General features: G+C 71.2%; 25 protein-coding genes. 17 read left to right on the forward strand and 8 right to left on the reverse strand.

Annotation, left to right across the window (positions count from 1 at the left end; translation table 11 throughout):
• Window positions 1-95 precede the first annotated feature (95 nt).
• Genes B140_RS0106200 through manA form a run of 3 tightly spaced genes read left to right on the forward strand, consistent with a single transcriptional unit; the run spans window position 96 to window position 3683 of the window.
• A complete protein-coding gene (locus tag B140_RS0106200) occupies window positions 96-1469 on the forward strand; it encodes a phosphomannomutase/phosphoglucomutase (RefSeq protein WP_026166064.1) in 1374 nt (457 codons plus the stop codon).
• 19 nt (window positions 1470-1488) lie between these two features.
• Window positions 1489-2445, forward strand: coding sequence for a hypothetical protein (locus B140_RS12120; protein ID WP_018118491.1), 957 nt, complete (start codon window positions 1489-1491; stop codon window positions 2443-2445).
• 38 nt (window positions 2446-2483) lie between these two features.
• Entirely contained in the window at window positions 2484-3683 is a 1200-nt protein-coding gene (gene manA / locus B140_RS0106210; protein ID WP_018118492.1) for a mannose-6-phosphate isomerase, class I, read from the forward strand.
• Window positions 3684-3711: 28 nt separating this feature from the next.
• Here the strand turns inward: manA and B140_RS12125 are convergent, their stop codons facing one another.
• Complete coding sequence (locus B140_RS12125) at window positions 3712-4578, reverse strand: hypothetical protein (RefSeq protein WP_156801676.1); 867 nt, start codon at window positions 4576-4578, stop codon at window positions 3712-3714.
• A gap of 260 nt (window positions 4579-4838) precedes the next feature.
• Here B140_RS12125 and B140_RS0106220 point away from each other — a divergent pair, with 260 nt between their 5' ends.
• From B140_RS0106220 to secA, 9 genes are all read left to right on the forward strand, one after another.
• Window positions 4839-5192 carry a DUF4259 domain-containing protein gene (locus B140_RS0106220; RefSeq protein WP_018118494.1) on the forward strand — a complete coding sequence of 118 codons (354 nt, stop codon included), beginning with the start codon at window positions 4839-4841 and terminating at the stop codon, window positions 5190-5192.
• Between the two features lie 60 nt (window positions 5193-5252).
• Complete coding sequence (gene ahcY / locus B140_RS0106225; protein ID WP_018118495.1) at window positions 5253-6692, forward strand: adenosylhomocysteinase; 1440 nt, start codon at window positions 5253-5255, stop codon at window positions 6690-6692.
• Entirely contained in the window at window positions 6692-7357 is a 666-nt protein-coding gene (locus tag B140_RS0106230; RefSeq protein WP_018118496.1) for a dTMP kinase, read from the forward strand. The genes ahcY and B140_RS0106230 overlap by 1 nt, the downstream gene beginning before the upstream one ends.
• A 3-nt stretch (window positions 7358-7360) precedes the next feature.
• On the forward strand, window positions 7361-8041 hold the full coding sequence (gene mtrA, locus B140_RS0106235) for an MtrAB system response regulator MtrA (protein WP_018118497.1): 681 nt from the start codon (window positions 7361-7363) through the stop codon (window positions 8039-8041).
• Between the two features lie 9 nt (window positions 8042-8050).
• Window positions 8051-9598 (forward strand): MtrAB system histidine kinase MtrB, encoded by a 1548-nt coding sequence (gene mtrB, locus B140_RS0106240; RefSeq protein ID WP_018118498.1) that lies wholly within the window; start codon window positions 8051-8053, stop codon window positions 9596-9598.
• The gene (locus tag B140_RS0106245; protein ID WP_018118499.1) at window positions 9595-11373 is read left to right on the forward strand and encodes an LpqB family beta-propeller domain-containing protein; all 1779 of its coding nucleotides are present in this window, start codon (window positions 9595-9597) and stop codon (window positions 11371-11373) included. The genes mtrB and B140_RS0106245 overlap by 4 nt, the downstream gene beginning before the upstream one ends.
• A 2-nt stretch (window positions 11374-11375) precedes the next feature.
• Window positions 11376-11981, forward strand: coding sequence for a ComF family protein (locus B140_RS0106250; RefSeq protein ID WP_018118500.1), 606 nt, complete (start codon window positions 11376-11378; stop codon window positions 11979-11981).
• 128 nt (window positions 11982-12109) lie between these two features.
• Entirely contained in the window at window positions 12110-12784 is a 675-nt protein-coding gene (gene hpf / locus B140_RS0106255) for a ribosome hibernation-promoting factor, HPF/YfiA family (protein WP_018118501.1), read from the forward strand.
• 138 nt (window positions 12785-12922) lie between these two features.
• Window positions 12923-15493 (forward strand): preprotein translocase subunit SecA, encoded by a 2571-nt coding sequence (secA, locus tag B140_RS0106260; RefSeq protein ID WP_026166067.1) that lies wholly within the window; start codon window positions 12923-12925, stop codon window positions 15491-15493.
• Window positions 15494-15562: 69 nt separating this feature from the next.
• Here secA and B140_RS0106265 read toward each other — a convergent pair whose 3' ends face one another.
• Complete coding sequence (locus tag B140_RS0106265) at window positions 15563-15937, reverse strand: hypothetical protein (protein ID WP_018118503.1); 375 nt, start codon at window positions 15935-15937, stop codon at window positions 15563-15565.
• A 96-nt stretch (window positions 15938-16033) separates the two neighbouring features.
• On the opposite strand from B140_RS0106265, the gene B140_RS0106270 reads away from it, so the two are divergent.
• Window positions 16034-16444, forward strand: coding sequence for an HAD-IA family hydrolase (locus tag B140_RS0106270; RefSeq protein ID WP_018118504.1), 411 nt, complete (start codon window positions 16034-16036; stop codon window positions 16442-16444).
• Between the two features lie 3 nt (window positions 16445-16447).
• Window positions 16448-16954 (forward strand): DUF6912 family protein, encoded by a 507-nt coding sequence (locus tag B140_RS0106275; RefSeq protein WP_018118505.1) that lies wholly within the window; start codon window positions 16448-16450, stop codon window positions 16952-16954.
• Here B140_RS0106275 and rsgA read toward each other — a convergent pair.
• Window positions 16951-17943, reverse strand: a complete 993-nt coding sequence (rsgA, locus tag B140_RS0106280) for a ribosome small subunit-dependent GTPase A (RefSeq protein ID WP_018118506.1) — start codon at window positions 17941-17943, stop codon at window positions 16951-16953. The genes B140_RS0106275 and rsgA overlap by 4 nt on opposite strands.
• Complete coding sequence (gene aroA / locus B140_RS0106285) at window positions 17936-19252, reverse strand: 3-phosphoshikimate 1-carboxyvinyltransferase (RefSeq protein ID WP_051069260.1); 1317 nt, start codon at window positions 19250-19252, stop codon at window positions 17936-17938. Before aroA ends, rsgA begins: the two co-directional genes overlap by 8 nt.
• Window positions 19253-19317: 65 nt before the next feature.
• Here aroA and B140_RS0106290 point away from each other — a divergent pair, with 65 nt between their 5' ends.
• Complete coding sequence (locus B140_RS0106290; RefSeq protein ID WP_018118508.1) at window positions 19318-19932, forward strand: sigma-70 family RNA polymerase sigma factor; 615 nt, start codon at window positions 19318-19320, stop codon at window positions 19930-19932.
• Window positions 19929-20186, forward strand: coding sequence for a hypothetical protein (locus B140_RS0106295; RefSeq protein ID WP_026166069.1), 258 nt, complete (start codon window positions 19929-19931; stop codon window positions 20184-20186). Before B140_RS0106290 ends, B140_RS0106295 begins: the two co-directional genes overlap by 4 nt.
• Window positions 20187-20283: 97 nt before the next feature.
• Here the strand turns inward: B140_RS0106295 and B140_RS14625 are convergent, their stop codons facing one another.
• Together B140_RS14625 and B140_RS0106300 are read right to left on the reverse strand one after the other, a co-directional pair.
• A complete protein-coding gene (locus tag B140_RS14625; protein WP_370513925.1) occupies window positions 20284-20358 on the reverse strand; it encodes a 50S ribosomal protein bL37 in 75 nt (24 codons plus the stop codon).
• A 110-nt stretch (window positions 20359-20468) separates the two neighbouring features.
• On the reverse strand, window positions 20469-20726 hold the full coding sequence (locus tag B140_RS0106300) for a WhiB family transcriptional regulator (RefSeq protein WP_018118510.1): 258 nt from the start codon (window positions 20724-20726) through the stop codon (window positions 20469-20471).
• Window positions 20727-21280: 554 nt separating this feature from the next.
• On the opposite strand from B140_RS0106300, the gene B140_RS0106305 reads away from it, so the two are divergent.
• Window positions 21281-21694, forward strand: a complete 414-nt coding sequence (locus B140_RS0106305) for a hypothetical protein (RefSeq protein WP_040426180.1) — start codon at window positions 21281-21283, stop codon at window positions 21692-21694.
• Here the strand turns inward: B140_RS0106305 and B140_RS0106310 are convergent.
• A complete protein-coding gene (locus B140_RS0106310) occupies window positions 21691-22926 on the reverse strand; it encodes an Rv3212 family protein (RefSeq protein WP_018118512.1) in 1236 nt (411 codons plus the stop codon). The genes B140_RS0106305 and B140_RS0106310 overlap by 4 nt on opposite strands.
• Window positions 22923-24272, reverse strand: coding sequence for a DEAD/DEAH box helicase (locus B140_RS12130; RefSeq protein ID WP_040426132.1), 1350 nt, complete (start codon window positions 24270-24272; stop codon window positions 22923-22925). The genes B140_RS0106310 and B140_RS12130 overlap by 4 nt, the downstream gene beginning before the upstream one ends.
• Window positions 24273-24356: the final 84 nt, after the last annotated feature.

The raw sequence follows: 24356 nt of genomic DNA on the forward strand, positions 1-24356 counted from the left end.
GCCAAGGGGAGGGGACCCGCTTCCGGGGGCGGGGCGGCGCGGGAGGGACTAAGCTGAATCATCGTATGAATACGCACAATCAGGAGGACACCCCCATGCGCACCCGTGAATCCGTCGCCGCCGTCATCAAGGCCTACGACATCCGGGGCGTGGTGGGGCGGGACATCGACGCGGACTTTGTGCGCGACGCCGGGGCGGCCTACGCCGCGCTGCTGCGCGGGGAGGGCGAGACCACCCTCGCCGTGGGGCACGACATGCGCCCCTCCTCCCCGGAGCTGTCCCGCGCCTTCGCGGAGGGGGCCACCAGCCAGGGCCTCGACGTGGTGCTGCTGGGCCTGACCTCCACCGACGAGCTGTACTTTGCCTCCGGCGCGCAGGAGTGCGCGGGCGCGATGTTTACCGCCAGCCACAACCCCGCCGAGTACAACGGCATCAAGCTGTGCCGCCGGGGCGCGCGCCCCGTGGGGCAGGACACGGGCCTGGGGGACATCACCGACGCCCTGGTCTCCGGCGTACCGGACTATAGCGGCGCCCCCGGCACCATCACCGAGCGCGACGTGCTGGGAGACTACGGCGCCTACCTGCGCTCCCTGGTGGATCTCAGCGAGATCCGACCGCTGGTGGTGGCCGTGGACGCGGCCAACGGCATGGGCGGGCTGACCGTTCCGGCCGTGTTCGAGGGCCTGCCCTTGGACGTGCGGCCCCTGTACTTCGAGCTGGACGGCACCTTCCCCAACCACGAGGCCAATCCCCTGGAGCCGAAGAACCTGGAGGACCTCCAGCGCTTCGTGGTGGAGCAGGGGGCGGACATCGGCCTGGCCTTCGACGGCGACGCCGACCGCTGCTTCGTGGTGGACGAGAAGGGCCAGCCGGTCTCCCCCTCCGCCATCTGCGCCTTGGTGGCCGAGCGCTACCTGCGCGCCAAGCCCGGCGCCACCGTCATCCACAACCTCATCACCTCCCACACCGTGCCCGAGGTCATCGAGGAGAACGGCGGCACCGCCGTGCGCACCCGGGTGGGCCACTCCTTCATCAAGGCCAGCATGGCCGAGCACGGGGCGGTGTTCGGCGGCGAGCACTCCGCGCACTACTACTTCACGGAGTTCTTCAACGCGGACTCCGGCATCCTCGCCGCGATGCACGTCCTGGCGGCCCTGGGCTCCCAGGAGGCGGGGCGGCCGCTCTCCGAGCTGATGGGCCGCTACGCCCGCTACGCGGCGTCGGGGGAGATCAACTCCACCGTGGAGGATCAGCAGGCCGCCACGCAGGCCGTGGTGCGCGCCTTTGAGGACCGCGCGGAATCCGTGGACACCCTCGACGGCGTGACGGTGCAGCTCGCGGGCAGCCCCGCCTGGTTCAACGTGCGCGCCTCGAACACCGAGCCGCTGCTGCGCCTGAACGCGGAGGCCCCCACGCGGGAGGACGTGGACGCCCTGGTGGCGGAGATCCTGGGAATCATTCGCGGCTAAACTCGCTATCCTCGGTGGCATGAGCATGCCCTCCGCCGAGTCGATGCGTTTCCTCCGGGTGGCCTACGAGGGCGCGCAGGTGCGCGCCCTCTCCCGGCTCACCGAGGTCCCCGAGCTGATCGGCGCGCGCCCGCGCAGCCTCATCGTGCTGGCCACCGACGCCATCGCGGCCGCCAGCGCGCGCCTGGCCGTGGCGCTCAAGGCCCCGCTGCGCCTGCCGGTGGTGGTCACCCGCACCCTGCCCGGCTACGTCGGCCCCCTGGACGCGGTGCTGGTGGCGGGCGGCCGCGCCGAGGACGAGCCCGTCGCCCAGGCCATGTCCGTGGCGGCCCGCCGGGGCGCCACGGTGATCTACGCTGGGCCCGCCGCCGGTCCCCTGCGGGAGGACGTCCCCGAGCGCGCCGTGCTGCTCGACGCCCCGCAGGCCGCCCCCGCGCTGTCCCCGGCCCGCACGATGATGGCCGCGATCACCGCGATGGACCTCATGGAGGAGGACCCCCGCCTGGTGGCCAGCCGCCTGGGCCACCTCGCGGACGCGGTGGACCGGGAGATCGAGCGGGTGCACCCCGAGCGCGACGAGGCGGTCAACCCCGCCCGCAACCTGTGGTCCTGGTGCCAGGGCGCGCGGGTCATGCACACCGGCCACGGGGAGATCAACCTCGCCGTGGCCCAGGCGGCGGCCCAGGTGTGGAGCGCCTACGAGCTGCCCAGCGGGGCCGGGGAGCCCGAGGACCTCGCCGTGGCCACCGCCGCCCACCAGGACATTTTCTTCGATCCCTTCCTTGACGCCGCGCCCGGGGGCCGGGACGGCCGGGAGGCAGTGCTACCTTTGAAGGTCGTTGTCTGGGGCGCACCCCGGGGCGCGGTACCCGGCGGCCTGGAGCAAACCACTCCCGCCGCGCAGCACGGCCCCACGGCGGAGGCGGCGTGCCTGCTCGTGCGGGCGCTCGCGGCCACGGTGCCGCTGCGGGGCTGACCGAGGGATCGACGTAGGAGACGAGGAGAACACACCACATGGATAAGCTCAACGGAACGATCCGCGCTTACCCCTGGGGATCGCGCACCCTCATCCCCGGGCTGCGCGGCCAGGAGGTGCCCTCGCAGAATCCCCAGGCGGAGCTGTGGTACGGCGCGCACCCGGCCTCTCCCTCGACCCTGGCCGCCACCGCCCGGCCCCTCGACGCCGCGATCGCCGCCGACCCGGAGGCGCACCTGGGCTCCCGGGTGCGCGCGGACTTCGGGGAGCGCCTGCCCTTCCTGGTGAAGCTCCTGGCGGCGGACGAGCCGCTCTCGCTGCAGGCGCACCCCTCCAAGGCCCAGGCGGAGGAGGGCTTCGCCAGGGAAAACGCCGAGGGCATCCCCCTGGAGGCCCCCAACCGCAACTACAAGGACGATAACCACAAGCCGGAGCTGATCGTGGCGCTCACGGAGTTCCGCGCGATGGCCGGGTTCCGGCCCCTGAACCGCACCCTGGAGCTGTTCGCGGCGCTGGACTGCCCGGAGGCGGAGCGCTACCTCGCCATGCTCGATAGGGAGGGGGCCGAGGAGGCCAACCTCCGCGTGCTGTTTACCACCTGGATCACCATCCCGCAGGCCGCGCGCGTGGCCCTCATCGAGGCACTGGTGGAGCGCGCGCGGCCCCTGCTGGGCCGCGAGGACTGGATCGGCGGGGTGCTGCGCACCGTGGTGGACCTCCAGGAGCGCTACCCCGGGGACATCGGCGTGCTGGGCGCGCTGCTGCTCAACCACATCCACCTGGAGCCGGGCCAGGCCATCTACCTGGACGCCGGGCAGCTCCACGCCTACGTTCGGGGCATGGGCGTGGAGATCATGGCCAACTCCGACAACGTGCTGCGCGGCGGGCTGACCTCCAAGTACGTGGACGTGCCCGAGCTGGTGCGGCTGTTGACGTTCAGCTCCCTGGCGGAGCCCACCGTGGAGTGCGACGCCCAGGGCACCTACCCGGTGCCCAGCTCCGAGTTCCGCCTGAGCAGGCACCGCCTCGACCCGGGGCGGGATCTCCTGGTGGAGCACGACGGCCCCTCCATCCTGATGTGCACCGGCGGCGCGATCGCGGCGGCCGCCTTGGGGGAGGGGACCGGGGCGGCCTTAAGCGCGCGCGCCGGAGACGCCCTGTGGCTGCCCGCCTGCGAGGGGCCGGTGCGGGTGCGCGCGGAGGACGCCGAGGCCGAGGTGTTCTGGGCGCGGGCCTAACCCGCGCGGAGGGGGTATGCCTACCGGCCTAGCGCCGGGGCGAGGAGGAGCTCGGCAGCGCCGCGCGCTGGGAGGCCTCCGGTTCCGGCTGCTTCTCCTGCTCGGTGGGGGCCGCCGAGGGCTCCCCGGGGGTCTGCGAGGCCGGGCTGTTCTGCGCGGGGGCGGCGGGGGCCGTGGTGGCGGGCCGCGCCTCGGCGTCCCGGGGCTCCTGCGGCTCGCTCGCCTCGTCCGGGGCGTGTGCCTCGGAGGGGTCTGCGGACTCCTCCTCGCGCGGCGGCATGGTGGGGAGCGGGAGGTCGGAGACCCCCGGGAGCTTGGAGAACTCCTCCTGGGTCTGCTCGAGGGCCTCCGAGAGCGGGGTCAGGCCCTCGCGCCATTCCTGGGGAATGACACCTTCCGATTCCTTGGCGTCCTCCCCGGTGCCCGTGGGCGCCGGGGGCTGCGTGGGCACGGGGGAGTCGCCCCACCCGGCGTCCTCCCCGGAGGGAAGGGCGAGATTGGTGGCCACCGGGGCGTCGTTCGCGCCCTCGCCGCGGGCCCCCTCGGCGGCGTCGGCGTTCCCGAGGTTCTGGGCGGAGACGCTGTCCGGGCGGTAGATCTTGGTGGGCTTGGCGCGCAGCACCGTGGGGGAGTCGTACTGCTCGTCTCGCTGCGGCTGCGCGAGGATCTCGGGGGCCGAGTCCACGGCAGAGGTCTCCCGCTCCGCGCTGGTGCGCGTGGGGGAGGGCGCCGCCGTGGTGCTCAGTGAGGAGGTCCGCGCGGTGGCGCGGTGATCGCGCTGCTCCGGGGCGGGCGCGCCGGGGGCGGACATGCGCCACACGAGCAGGCCGATGGTCGCCGCGGCGAGGATGCCCACGGCGATGAACACCATCACCTTGCGTGTGTCCGCTTTCACCTGTTCCTTGCCTCTTCTCACCGCCGAGTTCGTGGACTGAGGGCCCGTATCCCGGGAGCCGGGGGAGGCGCCCTTCACGCGCGAGCGCCAACGGTATAACCTCGACTCCGTAATGTAACGACCTGATAACGAACTTATCAGAAGCGGACGTGAAATCAAGAGCATAGGAGCCCCGGTCGCGGACCCTTGCGCGGCGCCGGCGGCGCGGCCCAGTCACGGAGCCGCTGGTGCCGGGACGGGGCGGAAAGGATAGGGTCAGCATGGGTGCCTGGGACATCGCCATCTTTGCGGAGGAGACCAACGAGGACTTCCTCGACGAGCTCAACGATTTGGACGGCCCCGAGGTTGTGGCGGCCATCCGCGACGCCTGCGCGCTCGCCAGCGCAAACGCGGACGCCACCGAGGAGGAGCGCCTCAATGGTCTGGCCGCGGCCACGGTGGCGGCCATCTGGGCGGGCGCGCCCTTCTCCGCCGCGGAGGCGGCGGACGCGCACCCCTTCCTGCGCGACCTCATAGGCTCCGGGGACGAGGAGTTGCGCGAGGCGGCGAGCGCCCTGCTCGAGGAGGCGGACACCCAGGAGGACCTCGAGGTCTACCTGGAGGCCCTCTCGTAGCGCCACGTCCTAGCGCTAAGGTGGTGGGCAACGCCGAGAAATGTAAAGGAGAATCCCTCCATGAGCAGTGTTTCCGAGTACAAGGTGGCCGATCTCAGCCTGGCCGTCGCGGGGCGGCACCAGATCCGCCTGGCGGAGCACGAGATGCCGGGCCTGATGGCCCTGCGCCGCGAATACGCCGAGCGGCAGCCGCTGCGGGGGGCGCGCATCGCGGGCTCCATCCACATGACGGTGCAGACCGCGGTGCTCATCGAGACGCTGACCGCGCTGGGCGCGCAGGTGCGGTGGTCCTCCTGCAACATCTTCTCCACCGACGACGCCGCCGCGGCCGCCGTGGTGGTGGGTCGGGGGACCCCGGAGGACCCCCAGGGCAGCCCCGTCTTTGCCTGGAAGGGCGAGACCCTGGAGGAGTACTGGTGGTGCCTGGACCGGATCTTCGACTGGGGCGAGGGCCGGGCCCCGAACATGATCCTGGACGACGGCGGCGACGCCACGATGGCCGTCATCACGGGCTGCGAGTACGAGCGCGCCGGGGCGGTGCCCGAGGACGCCCCCGGGGACTCCGACGAGGAGAGGGCCTTCCGCGCCATGCTGCGCCGGGTGCTGGCCCAGGACGCCCGCCGTTGGGGCCGCGCCGCCGAGACCGTGCGCGGGGTGACGGAGGAGACCACCACCGGGGTGCACCGCCTCTACCACTACGCCGAGCGCGGCGTCCTGCCCTTCCCGGCGATGAACGTCAACGACGCGGTGACCAAGTCCAAGTTCGACAACAAGTACGGAACCCGGCACAGCCTGATCGACGGCATCAACCGGGCCACGGACATGCTCATGGGCGGCAAGAACGTGCTCATCTGCGGCTACGGCGACGTGGGCAAGGGCTGCGCGGAGGCGATGAAGGGCCAGGGCGCCCGCGTCAAGGTCACTGAGGTGGACCCCATCAACGCGCTGCAGGCGCTCATGGAGGGCTTCCCGGTGGTCACGGTTGAGGAGGCCATCGCGGAGGCGGACATCGTGATCACCGCCACCGGCAACCTGGGGATCATCACCTTCGAGCACATGATGGCGATGAAGGACCACGCCGTGCTGGGCAACATCGGGCACTTTGACAACGAGATCGACATGGCCTCCCTGCTGCACCGAGACGACGTGACCCGGCAGAACATCAAGCCGCAGGTGGACGAGTTCACCCTGCCCAGCGGGCGCTCCATCATCGTGCTCTCGGAGGGCCGCCTGCTCAACCTGGGCAACGCCACCGGCCACCCCAGCTTCGTGATGTCCAACTCCTTCGCGGATCAGACCATCGCGCAGATCGAGCTGTTCACCAGGGCGGAGCACTACGGCAACGAGGTGTACCGCCTGCCCAAGATCCTGGACGAGAAGGTGGCCCGCATCCACGTGGAGGCCCTGGGCGGCGCGCTCACGGAGCTGACCCGGGAGCAGGCGGACTACATCGGGGTGGACGTGGCGGGCCCCTTCAAGCCGGAGCACTACCGCTACTGATGATTATCTCCGTCGAAGGCATTGATGGCGCGGGGAAGAACACGCTGGTGAGCGCGGTGCGCCGGGAGCTGGGCGCGCGCGTGCTGGCCTTTCCCCGCTACGAGGACTCGGTGCACGCCCAGCTCGCCAGCGCCGCCCTGCACGGTCGGATGGGCGACCTGGCGGACTCCGTGTACGGCATGGCCACGCTGTTCGCGCTGGACCGCCGCGCGGCGAGGGAGGAGCTGACGGCCTGCGCGGGGAGCGGGGTGGTGATCCTGGACCGCTACGTGGCCTCCAACGCCGCCTACTCCGCCGCCCGGCTGGGCGGACTCACGCCCGGCGGCGCCGGTGCGCCCGGTGCCGCCGCCGCAGGGGCCTCTCCCGCCGAGGAGGCGCTGCGGTGGGTCCACGACCTGGAGTTTGGCCGCTTCGGGCTGCCCGTGCCGGACCTGCAGGTGCTGCTGGACACCCCGCCGCGCGTGGCCGCGCGCCGGGCCCGCGCCCGGGAGGACGAGGACGCCGCCCGCGCCCGCGACCGCTACGAGCGCGACGGCGGCCTCCAGGAGTGCACCTACGAGGCCTACCGGGAGCTGGCGCGCCGGGGGTGGGGCGGCCCGTGGCTGGTAGCCTCAGATCCGTCGGAGGTAGTAGAAGCAGTGCGCGGACTCGCGGAGGAAAGATAACAGATGGTGCCCAAGATCCTGGTCGTGGACGACGATCCCGCGATCGCCGAGATGCTCACCCTGGTGCTGGAGGGTGAGGGCTTTGCCACCGTGGCGGTGATGGACGGCATGGAGGCCGTGCCCACCGCCCAGCGGGAGGCCCCCGATCTGATCCTGCTGGACCTCATGTTGCCCGGGATGAACGGCGTGGACATCTGCCGGGCCATCCGGCAGGAGTCCACCGTGCCCATCGTCATGCTCACCGCCAAGACGGACACAGTGGACGTGGTCCTGGGCCTGGAGTCCGGGGCCGATGACTACATCACCAAGCCCTTCAAGCCCAAGGAGCTGGTGGCCCGCATCCGGGCTCGCCTGCGCCGCATGGACAACGAGCCCAGCGAGGTGCTCGAGGTGGGTTCCGTGGTGATCGACGTGCCGCGCCACTCCGTGCGCCGCGACGGCGAGGAGGTGGCGCTGACCCCCATCGAGTTCGACCTGCTCGTGGAGATGGCGCGCAAGCCCGGCCAGGCGTTTAGCCGGGACGAGCTGCTCGAGCGCGTGTGGGGCTACCGGCAGTCCGCCGATAGCCGGGTGGTCAACGTGCACGTGCAGCGGCTGCGCTCCAAGATCGAGCGGGACCCGGAGAACCCCACCATCATCCTGACCGTGCGCGGGGTGGGGTATAAGACGGGCTCGGGGGAGTAGCGCGGGTTGTTGAGGCAGAGACTGGCGGCCTGGCGGGAATCCGCCGCGGAATCCTGGCGCACCTCGCTCCAGGTGCGCGTGATCGGGTCCATGCTCGCGGCCACCTCGGTGGTCATGCTGATCCTGGGCCTGGCGATGATCTCGATCGTCACGCAGCGCCTGGTGGACAGCAAGCTCAGCACGGCGGACTCGGAGATCGAGCGGGTGCGCTCGGCCGTGGAGCAGCAGATCGCCGCGACCTCTCCCAACAACTCGGTGCAGGTGCGCCTGAACTCCGCCCGCGCGGCGCTGACCAACCGCGCCGGGGCGGAGGTGGGGGCCTCCCCCTACGAGCCGGTGCTCACGGTGGCGCACCAGGACGGCGCGGAGGTGACCTCGCCCCAGGGCTTTGACATCCCGCCCGGCCTGCGCAAGTTCGTCAGCGAGGGCCAGGTGTCCACGCAGTTTCACGAGGTGGGGCGCAGCGACGGCAGCCGGTATAACGCCCTGATCATCGGCAGCCCCACCAGCTCCGACATCCCCGGCCTGCAGGTGTACCTGGTGCTGTCCATGGAGGACGACGAGGAGACGATGGCGCTCATGCGCGGGCTGATCTCCACCGCCGCGGGCATCGTGGTGGTGCTGCTCATCGGCATCGCCTGGCTGCTGGCGCAGCAGGTGATCACCCCGGTGCGCTCGGCCTCGCGCATCGCGGAGCGCCTGGCCGCCGGGCACCTGCGGGAGCGCATGTCCGTGGAGGGCGAGGACGAGATGGCCCGCCTGGCGATGAGCTTCAACTCGATGGCGGAGTCCCTCTCCAAGCAGATCCAGCAGCTCAAGGAGTACGGGGACCTGCAGCGCCAGTTCACCTCGGACGTCTCCCACGAGCTGCGCACCCCGCTGACTACGGTGCGCATGGCGGCGGACATGATCGCCATGCACGCCGACGAGTTCGACGCCGGCACGCGGCGCGCCACGGAGCTGATGACCACGGAGCTGGATCGCTTCGAGGACCTGCTCACGGACCTGCTGGAGATCTCGCGGCACGACGCCGGCGTGGCGGACCTCAGCGAGTCCCGCCTGGACATCCGCATGTGCGTGAACGAGGCCTGGCAGCAGGTGGAGCACCTGGCCGAGGAGATCGGCGTGGAGGTGCGGTTCCACGGCCCGGAGGAGCCGCTGTACGCCGAGGTGGACTCCCGCCGCGTGGAGCGCGTGCTGCGCAACCTTTTGGCCAACGCCATCGACCACTCCGAGGGCAACCCGGTGGATGTCACCTGGGCGGGCAGCGAGGACGCCGTGGCCGTGACGGTGACCGATCACGGGGTGGGGCTGCGCGAGGGCCAGGAGGAACTGGTGTTCAACCGCTTCTGGCGCGCGGACCCCTCCCGCAAGCGCCACTCCGGCGGCACGGGCCTGGGCCTGGCCATCGCGCAGGAGGACATCAGCCTGCACGGCGGCATCCTCGACGCCGCGGGCACGGAGGGCGTCGGTTCGCAGTTCCGCGTGGTCCTGCCCCGCGTCCCCAACGGCACGATCGAGCACTGTCCGCTGGAATTGGAGGCACCCGCATCATGAGCGCACGGAAGTATCACCGGGGCGGCCGCTCGGGCAGGCTCGCGGTCGTGGCCGTCGTGGCCTCCCTGAGCATGCTCGGGGCGTGCAGCACCCTGCCCAAGAACTCCGAGCCCCGCGCGCTGCGCCCGTTTAGCTCCGCGCCGCAGGAGCCGGAGCAGACCATCGTGCCGGAGGAGGGCGCGGACCCCGGGGTGCTGCTGCGCGACTTCTTCCAGGCCTCGGCCAACCCCTCGCAGAACTACCAGTCCGCCCGGGCCTTCCTCTCCTCCGACCTGGCCTCCTCCTGGCCCAAGCAGCAGAACATCCGGGTGATCGAGGGGATGGAGACCAGCACCGAGCCCGGCTCTACCAGCTCCAAGCACACCCTGCGCATTAGGGCCAACGTGATCGGGGAGATGGACTCGGAGGGCTCGTTTACCCCGCTCAACGAGCGGATGGAGACCTCCGTGGTCTTCGAGCGCAACGAGGACAACCAGTGGCGCATGACCACCCTGCCCGGGGTGGTCATCATCGAGCGCACGGATCTGCGCAACCACTACGAGCCGCGCACCCTGTACTTCCCCAGCAAGACGGGCAGCAAGAACCTGGTGGGGGACCGTCGCTGGGTGTACCGGGGGCAGGAGGACACCCGCGATACGCTGTTGGGGATGCTTCTGCACGGCCCGAGCGAGACGATCGGCCCCGCCGTGCGGTCCGATATCCCCCAGAACGCCTCGCTCTCCGTGAGCAACAACGGGGTGCTGCGCTTTGCCGGGATGAGCGGCCTGGACCGCGAGCAGCGCATCGCCTTTGCCGCCCAGGTGGTGTGGACGCTGGCCGGGGCGAACATCTCCGGGCCCTACATCATCGAGGTGGACGGCGCGCCCGTGGACGACGGCATGGAGGAGATCACCACGGACGACGTCGCGGACTACAACCCCGAGGGCGTCTCCACCTCCGTGGCCCCGCTGTACGCCGTCTCGGAGGACGGCGCGCTCGTGACCGTCTCCGCCGCCACCGCGGAGCCGGTGCCCGGCGAGCTGGGCTCCGCCGGGGCGATGGAGCAGGCGGACATCGCCGCGGACGGCAACATCGCGCTCACCCGGGACGCCGGGGACCGCACGCGGCTGCTGCTCGGCAAGCTCAACGGCGCGGTGGAGGAGGCCCTGACCGCGAACAGCATCACCCGCCCCTCCTTCGAGCAGGGCACCACGGCGGCCTGGGCGGTGGTCAACGGCTCCGAGGTGGTGCGCGTGGTGCGCTCGTCGAGCACCGGGGAATGGGTGCACAACACCGTGAACACCTCCGCCCTGGCCAGCCTGCGCGGGGCGGGGGAGGGCACCCCGGAGCACGACCGCGCCCCCATGACGGAGCTGCGGCTCTCCCCGTCCGGCGCGCGCGCCGCCATGATCATCGATTCCCACCTGTACGTGGGCATCCTGGACAAGTCGGACGCCGGGGGCCGCGCCATCGTCAACCCGATGGAGGTCTCCCCGCAGCTCGCCGGGCGGGTCACGGCGGTGGACTGGAGCCTCGACGGCTCCCTGCTGGTGGGCACCAGCGAGGCGGGCAGCCCGCTGTTTCGGGTGGAACAGGACGGCTCGGAGACCACCCCGATCTCCTCGGCCACGGTCTCCGCCCCGGTGACCGCCGTGGCGGACGCGGGCGACAAGCTCTACCTCACGGACTCGCTGGCCATCCGCATGCTGCCGGACGCCCCCTCGGGCGAGGAGGCCTACTGGCGGGAGGTGCCCGGGTTGCAGGGCACCCGCGCCACCCCGGTCGTGGTGCGGTAGCCGTGGAGCTGCTGCTGCCGCGCCGCTGCGCGGGGTGCGGGGCGCCGGGAGAGACGCTCTGCGCGCGGTGCCGCTGCGCCTGGTCCGCCCCGCCGCAGCGGGTCACGCCCCCGCTGGATCCCCTGATCCCCGTGTGGTCGCTCGGCCCCTACGGCGGGGCCCGCCGCCGCACCATCGTGGCGCTCAAGGAGCGCGGCAACCGCGCCGTGTACGGGCACGTGGGCGCGGCGCTGGCGGCGGGGATCGAGGCCCTGCGCGCCCGGGGAGAGCTGCCGGAGGAGGCGGTGGCGCTGCCTGCGCCCACGCGGCCGCGCTCGGCCCGGCTGCGTGGCGGGGATCACGTGACCGCCTGCTGCCGGGCGGGAGGGGTGCCGGTGGCGGCGGCCTCGCTGCGCTTTAGGCGCGGGGTGCGCGACTCCGCCGGGCTGGGCAGGGATCGGCGCCGGGGCAACGCCCTGGGCCGGGTGGAGATCCTCGGCGCAGTTCCGCCGGTGGTGGTGCTGGTGGACGACGTGGTGACCACCGGGGCCACCCTGCATGCGGCCGTCGCCCGGCTGCTCGTGGAGGGTGTCCGGGTGGCCGGGGCGGTGGTGTGGTCGCACGCCTAAGCGGCGGGCGGGGGTACCGCGCGGGGCCCACCACGGGGTGAACAAAGGGTAAACGCGGACGCCCGGGCGCGGGTACTATGGGGGACGGACACACGAGGTCCACCGCCTACTTCTAGGGAGGTAAGAAGATGTCTACCGCCGTCAACGGCAACGAGTCCCTCAGCCCGGAGGCCCAGGTCTCCATCACCGGGCGCAACGTGGAGGTCCCCGAGCACTTTGCCGAGCGGGTGAACGCCAAGCTCGCCAAGATCGAGAAGCTGGACCCCACCCTCACCTCGTTCCACGTGGAGTTGCAGCACGAGCCCAACCCGCGCCGGGAGGCGCAGAGCGATCGCATCCAGATCACGGCGTCGGGCAAGGGCCACATCGCGCGGGCGGAGGCCAAGGAGGATAGCTTCTACGCCGCCCTGGAGACGGCGATCGCCCGCATGCAGCGCTCCCTGCGCAAGGTCAAGGCGCGCCGCTCCATCTCTCGCTCCGGCCACCGCGCGCCCAAGGGCGTGGGAGAGGTGGCCGCCGACCTCGTGGCCGAGGCGGACAAGGCCAAGCAGGAGCAGGGGCGCTTCGACGTGGACCCCTACGCGGACTCCGTGGAGGACGTGGTGCCCGGCCAGGTGGTGCGCACCAAGGAGCACCCGGCCACGCCGATGTCCGTGGATGACGCCCTCTCCGAGATGGAGCTGGTGGGGCACGACTTCTACCTCTTCGTCAACGAGGAGACGGGGCGGCCCTCCGTGGTGTACCGCCGCCACGCCTTCGACTATGGCCTGATCTCGCTCACGGAGGCCGCCGAGCGGGGCTAGGGATCGCGCGTCTGGCCTGCTCACGCCGCCGTCGGTGCCCTAGCCGACGGCGGTGTTACCCGTAGCGGGGCGCCCCCGCGTACACTGTTTGAGGATATTTCTATAAAACCGCCCTCATCAGAGTAAGGACTGTGGGAAGTGCTAGGACTGTCGAAGTTGCTCCGCGCCGGTGAAGGCCGCACCGTGAAGCGTCTGGCAAAGATCGCTGACGACGTTATTGCCCTGGAGGACGCGTACGCCGCGCTGAGCGATGACGAGTTGAAGGCAAAGACCGCCGAGTTCCAGGGGCGCCTGGAGGAGGGCGCGAGCCTGGACGATATTCTGCTCGATGCCTTCGCCACCGCGCGCGAGGCCTCGTGGCGCGTGCTGGGCCAGAAGCACTTCCGCGTGCAGATCATGGGCGGCACCGCCCTGCACTTTGGCAACGTGGCGGAGATGCGCACCGGCGAGGGCAAGACGCTTACCTGCGTGCTGCCCGCCTACCTCAACGCGCTGTCCGGCAAGGGCGTGCACGTGGTCACGGTGAACGACTACCTGGCCAAGCGCGACGCCGAGTGGATGGGCCGCGTGCACCGCTTCCTCGGCCTGGAGGTGGGCGTGATCCTCTCGGACATGCGCCCGGAGGAGCGCCGCCAGGCCTACGCGGCGGACATCACCTACGGCACCAACAACGAGTTCGGCTTTGACTACCTGCGCGATAACATGGTGCGCTCCCTGGACGAGCTGGTGCAGCGGGGCCACAACTACGCCATCGTGGACGAGGTGGACTCCATCCTCATCGACGAGGCCCGCACCCCGCTGATTATCTCCGGGCCCGTCAACGGGACCTCCCAGTACTTCAACGTCTTTGCCCAGCTCACCCCGCGCATGCGCGAGGGCATCCACTACGAGGTGGATCACCGCAAGCGCACGGTGGGCGTGCTGGAGGACGGCGTGGAGTTCGTGGAGGATCAGTTGGGCATCGAGAACCTCTACGCCCCGGAGCACTCGCAGTTGGTGAGCTACCTGAACAACGCCATCAAGGCCAAGGAGCTGTTCGAGCGGGATAAGGATTACATCGTGCGCGGCGGGGAGATCCTCATCGTGGACTCCTTCACCGGCCGCGTGCTCAGCGGGCGCCGCTACAACGAGGGCATGCACCAGGCGATCGAGGCCAAGGAGGGGGTGGAGATCAAGAACGAGAACCAGACCCTGGCCACCGTGACCCTGCAGAACTACTTCCGCCTGTACTCCAAGCTGGCGGGCATGACGGGTACCGCCGAGACGGAGGCCGCCGAGCTGAACCAGATCTACAAGCTCAACGTGGTGCCCATCCCCACCAACCGGGAGAACGCCCGCGTGGATCACTCGGACCGCATCTACAAGACGCAGGAGGCCAAGTTCGCGGCGGTGGCCGAGGACATCGCCCAGCGCCAGCAGGCCGGACAGCCGGTGCTGGTGGGCACCACCTCGGTGGAGCGCTCCGAGTATCTCTCCCAGCTGCTGCAGGCCAAGGGGATCAAGCACAACGTGCTCAACGCCAAGCACCACGAGCAGGAGGCGGAGATCGTGGCCCAGGCCGGCCTGCCGGGCGCGGTCACGGTGGCCACCAACATGGCCGGGCGCGGCACGGACATCGTGCTCGGCGGCAACCCGGATATCCTGCTGGACATCCAGCTCCGCGAGCGCGGCCTGGACCCGGTGGAGGATGCCGAGGCCTACCAGGAGGCCTGGGAGCGGGAGCTGCCCAAGGTCAAGGACCGCTCCCAGGAGCTGGGCGACGCCGTGCGCGAGGCGGGCGGGCTCTACGTGCTGGGCACGGAGCGCCACGAGTCCCGCCGCATCGACAACCAGCTTCGCGGCCGCTCCGGGCGTCAGGGCGACCCCGGTGAGACGCGCTTTTACCTCTCCATGCGCGACGAGCTGATGGTGCGCTTCGTGGGGCAGACCATGGAGAACATGATGAACCGCCTCAACGTGCCGGACGACGTCCCCATCGAGGCCAAGATGGTGAGCAACTCCATCAAGGGCGCCCAGGCTCAGGTGGAGAACCAGAACTTCGAGATGCGCAAGAACGTGCTCAAGTACGACGAGGTGCTCAACGAGCAGCGCAAGGTCATCTACCGCGAGCGCCACGACATCCTGGAGTCCTCGGACATCAGCGAGCACATCCAGGGCATGATCGACGAGACGATCGGCGCCTACGTGGACGGCGCCACCGCCCAGGGGTACGTGGAGGACTGGGATCTTGGCGCCCTGTGGCACGCCCTGGACTCCCTCTACGGCCCCACCGTGAGCGCGGAGGAGCTGGTGCAGGGCACCGAGTACGGCTCCGCCGGGGAGCTCACGGCGGCGCAGCTCCAGGAGGCCCTGACCAAGGACGCGCACGCCCAGTACGAGGAGATGGAGCGCAAGGTCGCGGAGATCAGCGGGGAGAGCCAGATGCGCGACGTGGAGCGCATGGTGATCCTGCCGGTGATCGACCAGAAGTGGCGCGAGCACCTCTACGAGATGGACTACCTCAAGGAGGGCATCGGCCTGCGCGCGATGGCCCAGCGCGACCCCCTGGTGGAGTACCAGAAGGAGGGCGGCGAGATGTTCCAGGCCATGAACGACGCCATCAAGGAGGAGACGGTGCGCCAGCTCTTCATGCTGCGCAAGCAGTTCGTGGGCGCGCAGGAGAACGCCGAGGGGGCCGAGGCCCCCGAGGGCGCGGCCGACGCGGAGTAGTTTTTATACCCGGTGCGCAACCGAGGGCGGGAGGCGATGGCCTCCCGCCCTCGTCGTGTCACCGCCGCGTCACCACAGCACCCGGAACTCCGCGATCCTGCCGCCGCGCACGCAGCCGGTGAAGCCGTAGCGGGCGCCGCCGATCTCGCAGCTTCCGTAGATCTCCGCGCCCTGCCGGCCCCGCAGGTGCAGGGAGCGCAGCCGCACCGAGCGCCGGGCGCGGCGGTGCGCGCGGGCGTAGGCCAGCACCGGGGCCTCGAAGGAGGCGGCGGAGAGCTGACGTAGGGGGCGTCGGGCGCACAGCACCTCCAGGAGCACGAGCACCTGGGCGCGCAGCCGCGGCGTCGGGGGAGCAGCACCCGGCCGCGCGGGCTCGGGGGAGGGACGGGCGGCGTCGGGGAGGTAGATCTTCAGGTGGCCGTAGCCGGGTATGGGGATGAGCATGGCGGTGCCGCCTCTCTGCGTGAGGTGGCGGGGCGGGCGCGGGCGGGGCTGAGTATCATTGTGACACGAAAAGAACCGCGAGGAGAAGGGATTGGCGTGCGAGGACTCATCGTTGATTACGTGGGCGTGCTGGACGGGAGCGAGGAGGACCAGCGCCGCTGGCGTAACCTCTTTGCGGCGGCCAAGAAGAACGGCGTGGCCACGGCCATCCTGTCCAACGACCCGGGCGGCCCCGGCGCGGAGCCGATCCGCGAGTGGGAGTACCGGGGCATCGTGGACGCGGTGCTGCTGTCCGGGGAGATCGGCGCGGAAAAGCCCGACGAGCGCGCGATGAGCATCGCCGCCGACACCCTGGAGCTGCCCATGCGCGACTGCGTGCTCATCGACGATTCCATCGTGAACGTGCGCGCCGCGGTGGAGGCCGGGCTGGTGGGCGTGCTGTACCAGTCCTTCGACCGCGCGGTGGTGGAGATCGTGGGACTCTTCGACATCGAGGGGGAGTTCTAGCCCATGCGCGTGTACATCCCCGCCACCTTCAGCACCCTGTGCGGGCTCAACGAGGCGCGCGTGGTGACCGCGCGCTCGGGCTGGGCCTTCGCCGTGACCCCGGCGCTGCGGGAGTTCTACACCGAGGGCGACGAGGAGGAGATCGCGCACGCGGCCTTTCAGGACGCCGCCGAGGCCTCCCTCCGGCTGTTGGCGGTGGGGGACCAGGAGAGGTTCCCGCACCGCCGCGTGGTGATCTCCGCGGACGTCCCGGAGGGCCACGTTTCCCTTACCCCGGAGAACGGGGAGTCGGTGGTGCGCCTGGAGCCCGCGCAGGTGCACCTGGCGGACGTAGCGGCCATCCACGTGGACGTGCCGGAGTCCGAGGAGGCCACCGCCCGGGCCATCGAGGCCATCGACGCCGCGGACATGGGGGACGAGGACGCCGAGCTGACGGTGGGCGACGCCCTGGATAACTTCCTGGCCTGGTATGACCCCAGCGAGCTGCCGGTGCTGGTGGAGCTGCTCTAGTCCCAGTCCACGTTGGTGCGCAGCGCGCCGAGCAGCGCGCGTACCGCCGCCGCGCGCCGGGCGCTGGCGCCGCTCAGCGAGTCCAGCGCGCATTCCGGGTCCGCGGGGGGGCCCATGTGCGCGCAGCCCCGGGGGCAGTCCTGGGCCACCTGGGCGAGGTCCTCGAAGGCGCCCACCACGGCGTCGGCCCCCACGTGGGCGAGGCCGAAGGAGCGGATGCCGGGGGTGTCGATGATCCAGCCGGAGTCCCCGGGCAGCCGCAGGGCCACGGACTGGGTGGAGGTGTGGCGGCCCTTGCCCACCTCGGAGACCTCGCCGGTGGCGCGCTCCGCCTGGGGCACCAGCCGGTTGACCAGGGTGGATTTGCCCACCCCGGAGTGCCCGATCACGGCGCTGGTGTGGCCGGAGATGGTGGACAGCAGATGATCGAGGGGATCGTTGACCCCGCAGGTGAGCACGGGGACGTTGAGGTCTGCGAACTCGGCGGCGAAGGCCCGGTGGTCCGCCAGGTCCGTCTTGGTCAGGCACAGCACAGGGCGCAGCCCCCCGACGAAGGCGGCGATGAGGCTGCGCTCCACGAAGCCCGCGCGCGGCGGGGGGTCGGCCACGGCGCAGACGATGAGCAGCAGCTCGGCGTTGGCCACCACGATCCGCTCGTAGGGGTCGGTGTCGTCCGCGGTGCGGCGCAGCACGGAGGAGCGCTCCGCGAGCCGGACGATGCGGGCCAGGGTGCCGGGGGCTCCGCTGGTATCGCCCACCACGCCCACGCGGTCGCCCACCTCGATGGGGGTGCGGCCCAGCTCGCGCGCCCGCATGCACACCACGGGCCCGCGCGCGCCGTCGAGCACCACCCCCCAGCGGCCTCGATCCTTGGTCACCACCATGCCAAACAGGGCGTCGCGGTGCTCGGGCCGGTTCTTGGTGCGCGGGCGGGAGCCCTTGCCGGGCCGCACCCGCACGTCGGATTCGTCGTAGCGCCGCCTAGCCACGCACCATCGCCTCCCACATGCGGGCGAAGCCGGGCAGCGTCTTGGCGGTGGTGGCCACGTCGTCGATGAGCACCCCGGGCACCCGCAGGCCGATGATGGCCCCGGCGGTGGCCATGCGGTGATCCGCGTAGGAGCGCCAGGTGCCGCCGCGCAGCGTGGCGGAGGGGGAGATGCGCAGGCCGTCCGGGGTCTCGGCGCAGCGCCCGCCGAGGGCGGTGATCTCCGCGCGCAGGGCCGCCAGGCGATCGGTCTCGTGCCCGCGCAGGTGGGCGATGCCGTAGAGGTGACTCTCCGTGGTGGCCAGGGTGGCCAGCGCCGCCACGGTGGGGGTCAGCTCCCCGATCTCGGACATGTCCAGCTCCACGCCGTGGAGGCGGCCGTCGGCGGGGCCTGTGATCGCCACGGCGTCGGGGGTGCGCACCACGGTGCCGCCCATCGCGGTGGCGATGCGCCGGAAGTGATCCCCGGCCTGGGTGGTGGCGGCGGGCCAGCCGGGTATGGTCACGGTGCCGCCGCTGACCAGGGCGGCGGCGAGGAAGGGGGTGGCGTTGGAGAGATCCGGCTCGATCTGCCACTCGCCGCCCGCGAGGGCGCCGGGTTCGACGCGCCATTCCTCGTGGCCCGCGTGCACCGTGGCCCCGGCCCGGCGCAGCATGTCCACGGTCATCTCGATGTGCGGCAGGCTGGGCAGCGCGGCCCCGCGATGGCGCACGGTGATCCCGCGCCCGAAGCGCGGGGCGGCCAGCAGCAGGCCGGAGACGAACTGCGAAGAGCCGGAGGCGTCCACGGTGACGGCGCCGCCGAGGTCGCCCGCCGCGCGGCCCATCACGCGGAAGGGCAGCGCGTCCCCGGCGACCTCCACCCCGAGGTCCCGCAGGGCACCCAGCAGCGGGCACATGGGCCGGGTGCGGGCCTGGGCGTCGCCGTCGAAGTCCACGGGGCCCTCGGCCAGGGCGGCCAGCGGCGGCAGGAAGCGCATGACGGTCCCGGCGAGCCCGCAGTCCACCCGGGCGGCGCGCAGCGGGCCGGGGGCGACCTCGATGGTGTCGGGGCGGGCCTCGTCCACGCGGACGTCGGCGCCGAGCGCGCGCAGGGCGTCGCACATGAGCTCGGAGTCCCGGGAGCGCAGCGCGCCGCGCAGCACCGAGGGGGAATCCCCCAGCGCCGCGAGCACGAGCGCCCGGTTGGTCATGGACTTGGAGCCGGGCACGCGCTGGGTCCAGGACAAAGGACCGGCGGCGGTGGGGGCTGGCCAGGGGGCGGGGTGTTGATCGCGCACACCCCCATCATAGAGATGGAGCCAGGGCATACAATGGTATGCATTGCCCGTTGCCCCCACGACCGAAAGGCCGCACATCGACCATGGCGGACACTATGGCGGACCCCGAGCTTCAGGAGCTTCACCGGCGCTTTGAGCGAGAGGCGCTGCCCCTGCTGGATCAGCTCTACGGCGGAGCGCTCAAGATGACCCGGAACCCCGCCGACGCGGAGGACCTGGTGCAGGAGACCTACATGAAGGCCTTTCAGGCCTTCGATCGGTTTCAGGCCGGCACCAACCTCAAGGCGTGGCTGTACCGGATCATGACCAACACGTACATCAATTCCTACCGCAAGAAGCAGCGCCAGCCCGTGCAGACCTCCGCCGAGGAGATGACGGACTACCAGCTCTACACCACCTCCTCGCACGACTCCACGGGCCTGGTCTCCGCCGAGGTGGAGGCCCTGAAGCGGATACCCAATCAGCAGATCATCGACGCCCTGGACCAGCTCCGGGAGGACTACCGCATGGTGGTGTACTACTCCGACGTGGAGGGCCTGGCGTACAAGGAGATCGCGGAGATCATGGACACCCCGCTGGGGACCGTGATGAGCCGCCTGCACCGCGGAAGAAAACAGCTCCGGGGCTTGTTAAAGGAAGTGGCACAGGAACAGGGGATCGGCCTCGACCACCCTGAGAACGGCGAGAATGCTCAGAAGGTGAAGAAATGACGTCGGAGAAAGAACCATGTGGCTGCCAGCGCGATGACGTGCAGGAGGCCCTCAGGGGGCTGTTCGACACCCCGCGTTCCGCCCAGGAGTGCGAGGAGCTGCGCCGCCAGATCGAGCGCTGCCCGGAGTGCTTCTCCCGCCTGGAGCGCGAGGAGGCGATCCGCGCGCTCATGCGGGGGTGCTGCGGGGCCGCCCCCGCCCCGGTGACGCTGCGCCAGCGCATCAGCGCGCAGATCCGCATCGTGCGCCGCTAGGCGAGGCCGATAGAGAGAAAAGGTGCCCGGGATCGCCTCCTTTTTGTTTGAGGGAGGCGATCCCGGGCACCTTTCGGCGCTGCGGGGCCGAACTGCTTTAGGAGTTCGGGCGCTTGCCGTGGTTGGCGGACTTCTTACGACGGTCCTTGCGCTTGCGACCACGCTTGCTCATGATTACTCCTTGGGTCGTATCGGTGTACGGAGGTCAACCCCACCGACTTTAGCGGTGCCGGGGTGGGGGAAGAAATTGGCCGTGGGTTTTCCGGGCTTATGCGGCGGTGGCTAGACGGTCATGCGCGCGCGGCGGCCGCGGTTGTTGCGGCGCTTCAGGGCGCGGCGCTCGTCCTCGGAGAGGCCGCCCCACACGCCGGCGTCCTGACCGGTCTCCAGGGCCCAGCGCAGGCACTGGGAGGTCACGGGGCAGCGGTTGCAGACGATCTTGGCCTTGGCGATCTGGGCGAGGGCGGGGCCGGAGTTGCCCACCGGGAAGAACAGCTCGGGGTCCTCGTCGCGGCAAACGGCTTCGTGGCGCCAGTCCATAATCATGTCTCCTTGTGTCATCGTGGTTCGCAGGGGGCGTGCGGTACTGAGGTACTGAAGGCAGGGGCGCTCCGAAGGGGGATGGGAGGGGCGCGGTGGCGCGTGCAGAGGCTGGCTGGGTGCCCTGTTTGCGCCGCGTTAACCTTGCGGTGCCTTCCGATTAACGTCCGGTTTACGAGCCGGTCGCTTTTGGGTACCTGAAGATAATGGCACGCATCAACAACCGCCGCTAGGGGTATAGCCCAAAAAGTAATATAACTCACATAAAACGGGGACCTTTTCGGGCCGGTGCGCGGAGCCGCGGGGGCTGCAATTCAGTGAGCCTACCCTTATTTTATCGCCTGAACTGGGTATTTGCGGAGAGGTGCGGTGGAAAGAGGGAAAAATATAAGTCAAATCACTCACCCCCGTCACCCCGGGACCCGCCCGCCGCGACCCGACCCGGCCCGGGGAGATCCTTCCTAAGGTTCGGTGCCGGTGGGGCTCGACGCCGCGGCGCGCCGGGCGGGGGAGGGGCCGCGCGGCGGCGGCGCGATAGAATCGGTCCCGTGAGCATGACACCCCCCGCCCCCGTCCGCTGGGCCGCCCTGATCGCCGCCGTGCAGTCCCTCCTGGGGATCGGCTACGCCGTTCTCCTCATCGCGCGGCAGCTCATGGGCGAGCGCGACGCCGCCATCGTGAGCGAGAGCCCCAACGCCGCCTGGGTCGGCCTGGGCACGGCGGTGTTCTTCCTGATCGTCTTTGGCGCGGTGCTCGCCGGCGCCGTGGCGGTGCTGCGCGCGCGCGGGCGGCTGGGGCGGGGGCCCATCATCATGCTGAACCTCATCCTGCTGCCCATCTCCTTTTCCATGATGGGCGCGGGCGCCTGGCTCATGGGCCTGGCCACCGGGGCCTCCGCCGTGGCGGTGCTCGCCCTGATGTTTAGCCCGAGGGCCGTGGCCTGGGCCAGCCGCGTGTACGAGGGCTAGGTTCCCGCGTAGCCCACGATCTCCCCGTCGCGGCGCTCCACGAGGGTGCCGCCCACCACCGCCAGGCCCACGGCGTCCGGCTCCCCGGGGCGCTCCACCTCCAGCGTGCGCTCCACGCGCTCGCCGTCTGGGGAGGCCACCGCGATGCCCGAGGCGGTGGGGTAGAACAGCCGGTCCGCCCCGGCGGCCCCCGTGCCGATGGCGTCCTCGATCACGCGGACCACGGAGAGGTCGCTGGGGCGCAGCAGGTACAGGCGCTCGCCGTCGAACCAGGTGATGTAGGTGGGCAGGTCCGCGGTGCGCGGGCTAAAGACCCCCGCCGGGGAGTCGCCCTCGGCCAGCGGGGAGGCCGCTACCTCCCGGGAGGCCAGCTGAGTGCCCTCCGTGCTGTAGGACACGAGGCGGGGCGTGGCGCCGGGCACGTAGACCGCCGCGGCGGTCTCGCCCACGGCCACCAGCCGGGCGCCCGGGTGGGGCAGCTCCACCTCCCCGGTGATGCTCGGTTCCCGCGAGGACTCCGGGGTGGCCTCCTGGAGCCGCAGCCACGCCCCCTCGGACCCCGGGCAGGTCTCGGTGACGGCCAGCACCTTCTTGCGCGTGAGCGCCGAGGTCAGCGCGCACTCCTCGTGCGGCTGCAGCTCCGGCTCCTGCTTGGCCTCCACGTCCCCGTACTCCACGGTGCGCACCAGGTCCGAGCGCCACAGCTCCACGCGCCGCGGGCTGAGCGTGCCGATCCGGTCGTTGGAGGCCACGGCCGCCACCACGTCCTCGGCGTCGCTGGACCGGGTGTGCTTGTACTCGCCGGTCCGGGCGTTGAGGGCCACCACGTCCCCGCAGCCCGCCTTGGTGCGGTAGGTCACCACCACCGAGCCCCATGCCGCCCCGAGCGAGCAGATCTCGGCGTCGTCCCGCCCGTAGCTCCACCGCTGCTCCCCGGAGGCATCTCGGGCGCGCAGCGTGTGGGCGTCGTGGGTAAACACCAGCCCGGCGGCGGTCACCGGCCTGGTTACCCCCGGCAGCGGGGCGATCCGCTCCGACCACGCCGGGGCAAGGGCCGTGGGCGCGGCCTCCAGGGAGGAGGGCGCGGCGTACTCCTCGGTGTTCGGCTGCGGGTGGGCGTCGCGGATCGGGGCGGTGAGCGCCACCGTCCCCACGGCGGCCACGCCCAGCAGACTCAGCGCCGCCGTGGCCACGAGGTCGCGCCGCGTGCGGCGCAGGGGCTTGGTACTCACCGGCGGCGCTTCCCTCCGCGTCGGGAGCCCCCGCGCTGAGGGGCCCCGGTGCGGGCGCGCCCGGAGCCTGCCGCGCCCGCACCGCCCGCAGGGCCCGCAGCCGCCGCGTTGCCGAACACGCGGCGCGGCGGCCCCACGGAGTCCCCGGCCTCGGGGCCGATGTCGAAGGCCTCCGCCAGCTCGGGGGAGGTGGAAAACCAGCGCTCCGGCTGCGGCAGCCCCAGGGCGTGCTCCTCGTCGATGATCCGCCACTTGCCCAGCTCGTCGTAGCCCACCAGGGTCACCGCCGTGCCGCTGTGCCCGGCGCGCCCGGTGCGCCCGATCCGGTGGATGTAGGTCATGGGATCGTCCGGCACCTGGTAGTTGATGACGTGGGTGACGTCGTCCACGTCGATGCCGCGCGCCGCCACGTCCGTGGCCACGAGGATGTCGCACTGGCGGTCGCGGAACGCCTGGAGGGAGCGCTCGCGCAGGTGCTGGGGGAGGTCGCCGTGGACGGCCCCCACCCGGAACCCGGCCTGGGCGAGGTCCTCGGCCAGGCGCGCCGCCGCGCGCTTGGTGCGCGCGAAGACGATGGTGCGCCCGCGCCCGGGGGCCTGGAGGATGCGCGCCACCACGGCGGGCTTGTCCATCTGGTGCGCCTGGAACACCACCTGGCGGATGCGGTCGTGCGTGGGCTTGTCCTCGCCCAGCTCCGCGCGGATGTGCAGCGGGTGGTTCATGAAGCCCCGCGCCAGGGCAAGGATGGGGCCGGGCATGGTGGCGGAGAAGAGCATGGTCTGGTGCGCATGGGTGAGCGCGGCCATGATCTTTTCCACGTCCGGGAGGAAGCCGAGGTTGAGCATCTCGTCCGCCTCGTCGAGCACCAGGATGGCCACCGAGCTCAGGTCGAGGGGGCCGGAGGAGTGCAGGTCGAGCAGGCGGCCCGGGGTGCCCACCACCACGTCCGCGCCCGCGCGCAGGGCGTCGATCTGCTCCTCGTAGCCGCGCCCGCCGACGATGGTGACCACGTTCACCGGCAGGTAGGCGGCGGCGCGGCGCAGGTCCTCGCCCACCTGATCGGCCAGCTCCCTGGTGGGGGCCACCACCAGGGCGCGGGGGGTGCCGTCCAGCTCCGGCACGTCGGCGGCGTCGAACACCCGATCCAGCAGGGGGACCCCGTATCCGTAGGTCTTTCCCATGCCGGTGCGGGCCTGGCCGATGATGTCGCGGCCGTCGAGGGCGCGGGGGGCGGTGAGCTCCTGGATGGCAAAGGTGCGCTCTATTCCTCTTTCCCTGAGCGCCTCGGTGATCTCCATGGCCACGCCGAGTTCGGCAAAGGTTGGGTTGTTGCTTCCTGCAGACACACCTTAGATACTATCGACACCTGACTATGATGGTTTCATGGCCGCCGGGCCTCCCGGCGCGGAACCTGGTCGAGGAATGCACGC

It is taken from the genome of Corynebacterium mastitidis DSM 44356 (genome assembly GCF_000375365.1).
Taxonomy (GTDB): Bacteria; Actinomycetota; Actinomycetes; order Mycobacteriales; family Mycobacteriaceae; genus Corynebacterium; species Corynebacterium mastitidis.

Excerpts from the sequence above, each read along its gene's own strand:
- B140_RS0106200 (WP_026166064.1), top strand. The coding sequence starts at position 96 with ATGCGCACCCGTGAATCCGTCGCCGCCGTCATCAAGGCCTACGACATC.
- B140_RS12120 (WP_018118491.1), top strand. The coding sequence starts at position 1,489 with ATGAGCATGCCCTCCGCCGAGTCGATGCGTTTCCTCCGGGTGGCCTAC.
- manA (WP_018118492.1), top strand. The coding sequence starts at position 2,484 with ATGGATAAGCTCAACGGAACGATCCGCGCTTACCCCTGGGGATCGCGC.
- B140_RS0106220 (WP_018118494.1), top strand. The coding sequence starts at position 4,839 with ATGGGTGCCTGGGACATCGCCATCTTTGCGGAGGAGACCAACGAGGAC.
- ahcY (WP_018118495.1), top strand. The coding sequence starts at position 5,253 with ATGAGCAGTGTTTCCGAGTACAAGGTGGCCGATCTCAGCCTGGCCGTC.
- B140_RS0106230 (WP_018118496.1), top strand. The coding sequence starts at position 6,692 with ATGATTATCTCCGTCGAAGGCATTGATGGCGCGGGGAAGAACACGCTG.
- mtrA (WP_018118497.1), top strand. The coding sequence starts at position 7,361 with ATGGTGCCCAAGATCCTGGTCGTGGACGACGATCCCGCGATCGCCGAG.
- B140_RS0106245 (WP_018118499.1), top strand. The coding sequence starts at position 9,595 with ATGAGCGCACGGAAGTATCACCGGGGCGGCCGCTCGGGCAGGCTCGCG.
- hpf (WP_018118501.1), top strand. The coding sequence starts at position 12,110 with ATGTCTACCGCCGTCAACGGCAACGAGTCCCTCAGCCCGGAGGCCCAG.
- B140_RS0106265 (WP_018118503.1), bottom strand. The coding sequence starts at position 15,937 with ATGCTCATCCCCATACCCGGCTACGGCCACCTGAAGATCTACCTCCCC.
- B140_RS0106275 (WP_018118505.1), top strand. The coding sequence starts at position 16,448 with ATGCGCGTGTACATCCCCGCCACCTTCAGCACCCTGTGCGGGCTCAAC.
- aroA (WP_051069260.1), bottom strand. The coding sequence starts at position 19,252 with ATGCCCTGGCTCCATCTCTATGATGGGGGTGTGCGCGATCAACACCCC.
- B140_RS0106290 (WP_018118508.1), top strand. The coding sequence starts at position 19,318 with ATGGCGGACCCCGAGCTTCAGGAGCTTCACCGGCGCTTTGAGCGAGAG.
- B140_RS0106295 (WP_026166069.1), top strand. The coding sequence starts at position 19,929 with ATGACGTCGGAGAAAGAACCATGTGGCTGCCAGCGCGATGACGTGCAG.
- B140_RS0106300 (WP_018118510.1), bottom strand. The coding sequence starts at position 20,726 with ATGGACTGGCGCCACGAAGCCGTTTGCCGCGACGAGGACCCCGAGCTG.
- B140_RS0106305 (WP_040426180.1), top strand. The coding sequence starts at position 21,281 with ATGACACCCCCCGCCCCCGTCCGCTGGGCCGCCCTGATCGCCGCCGTG.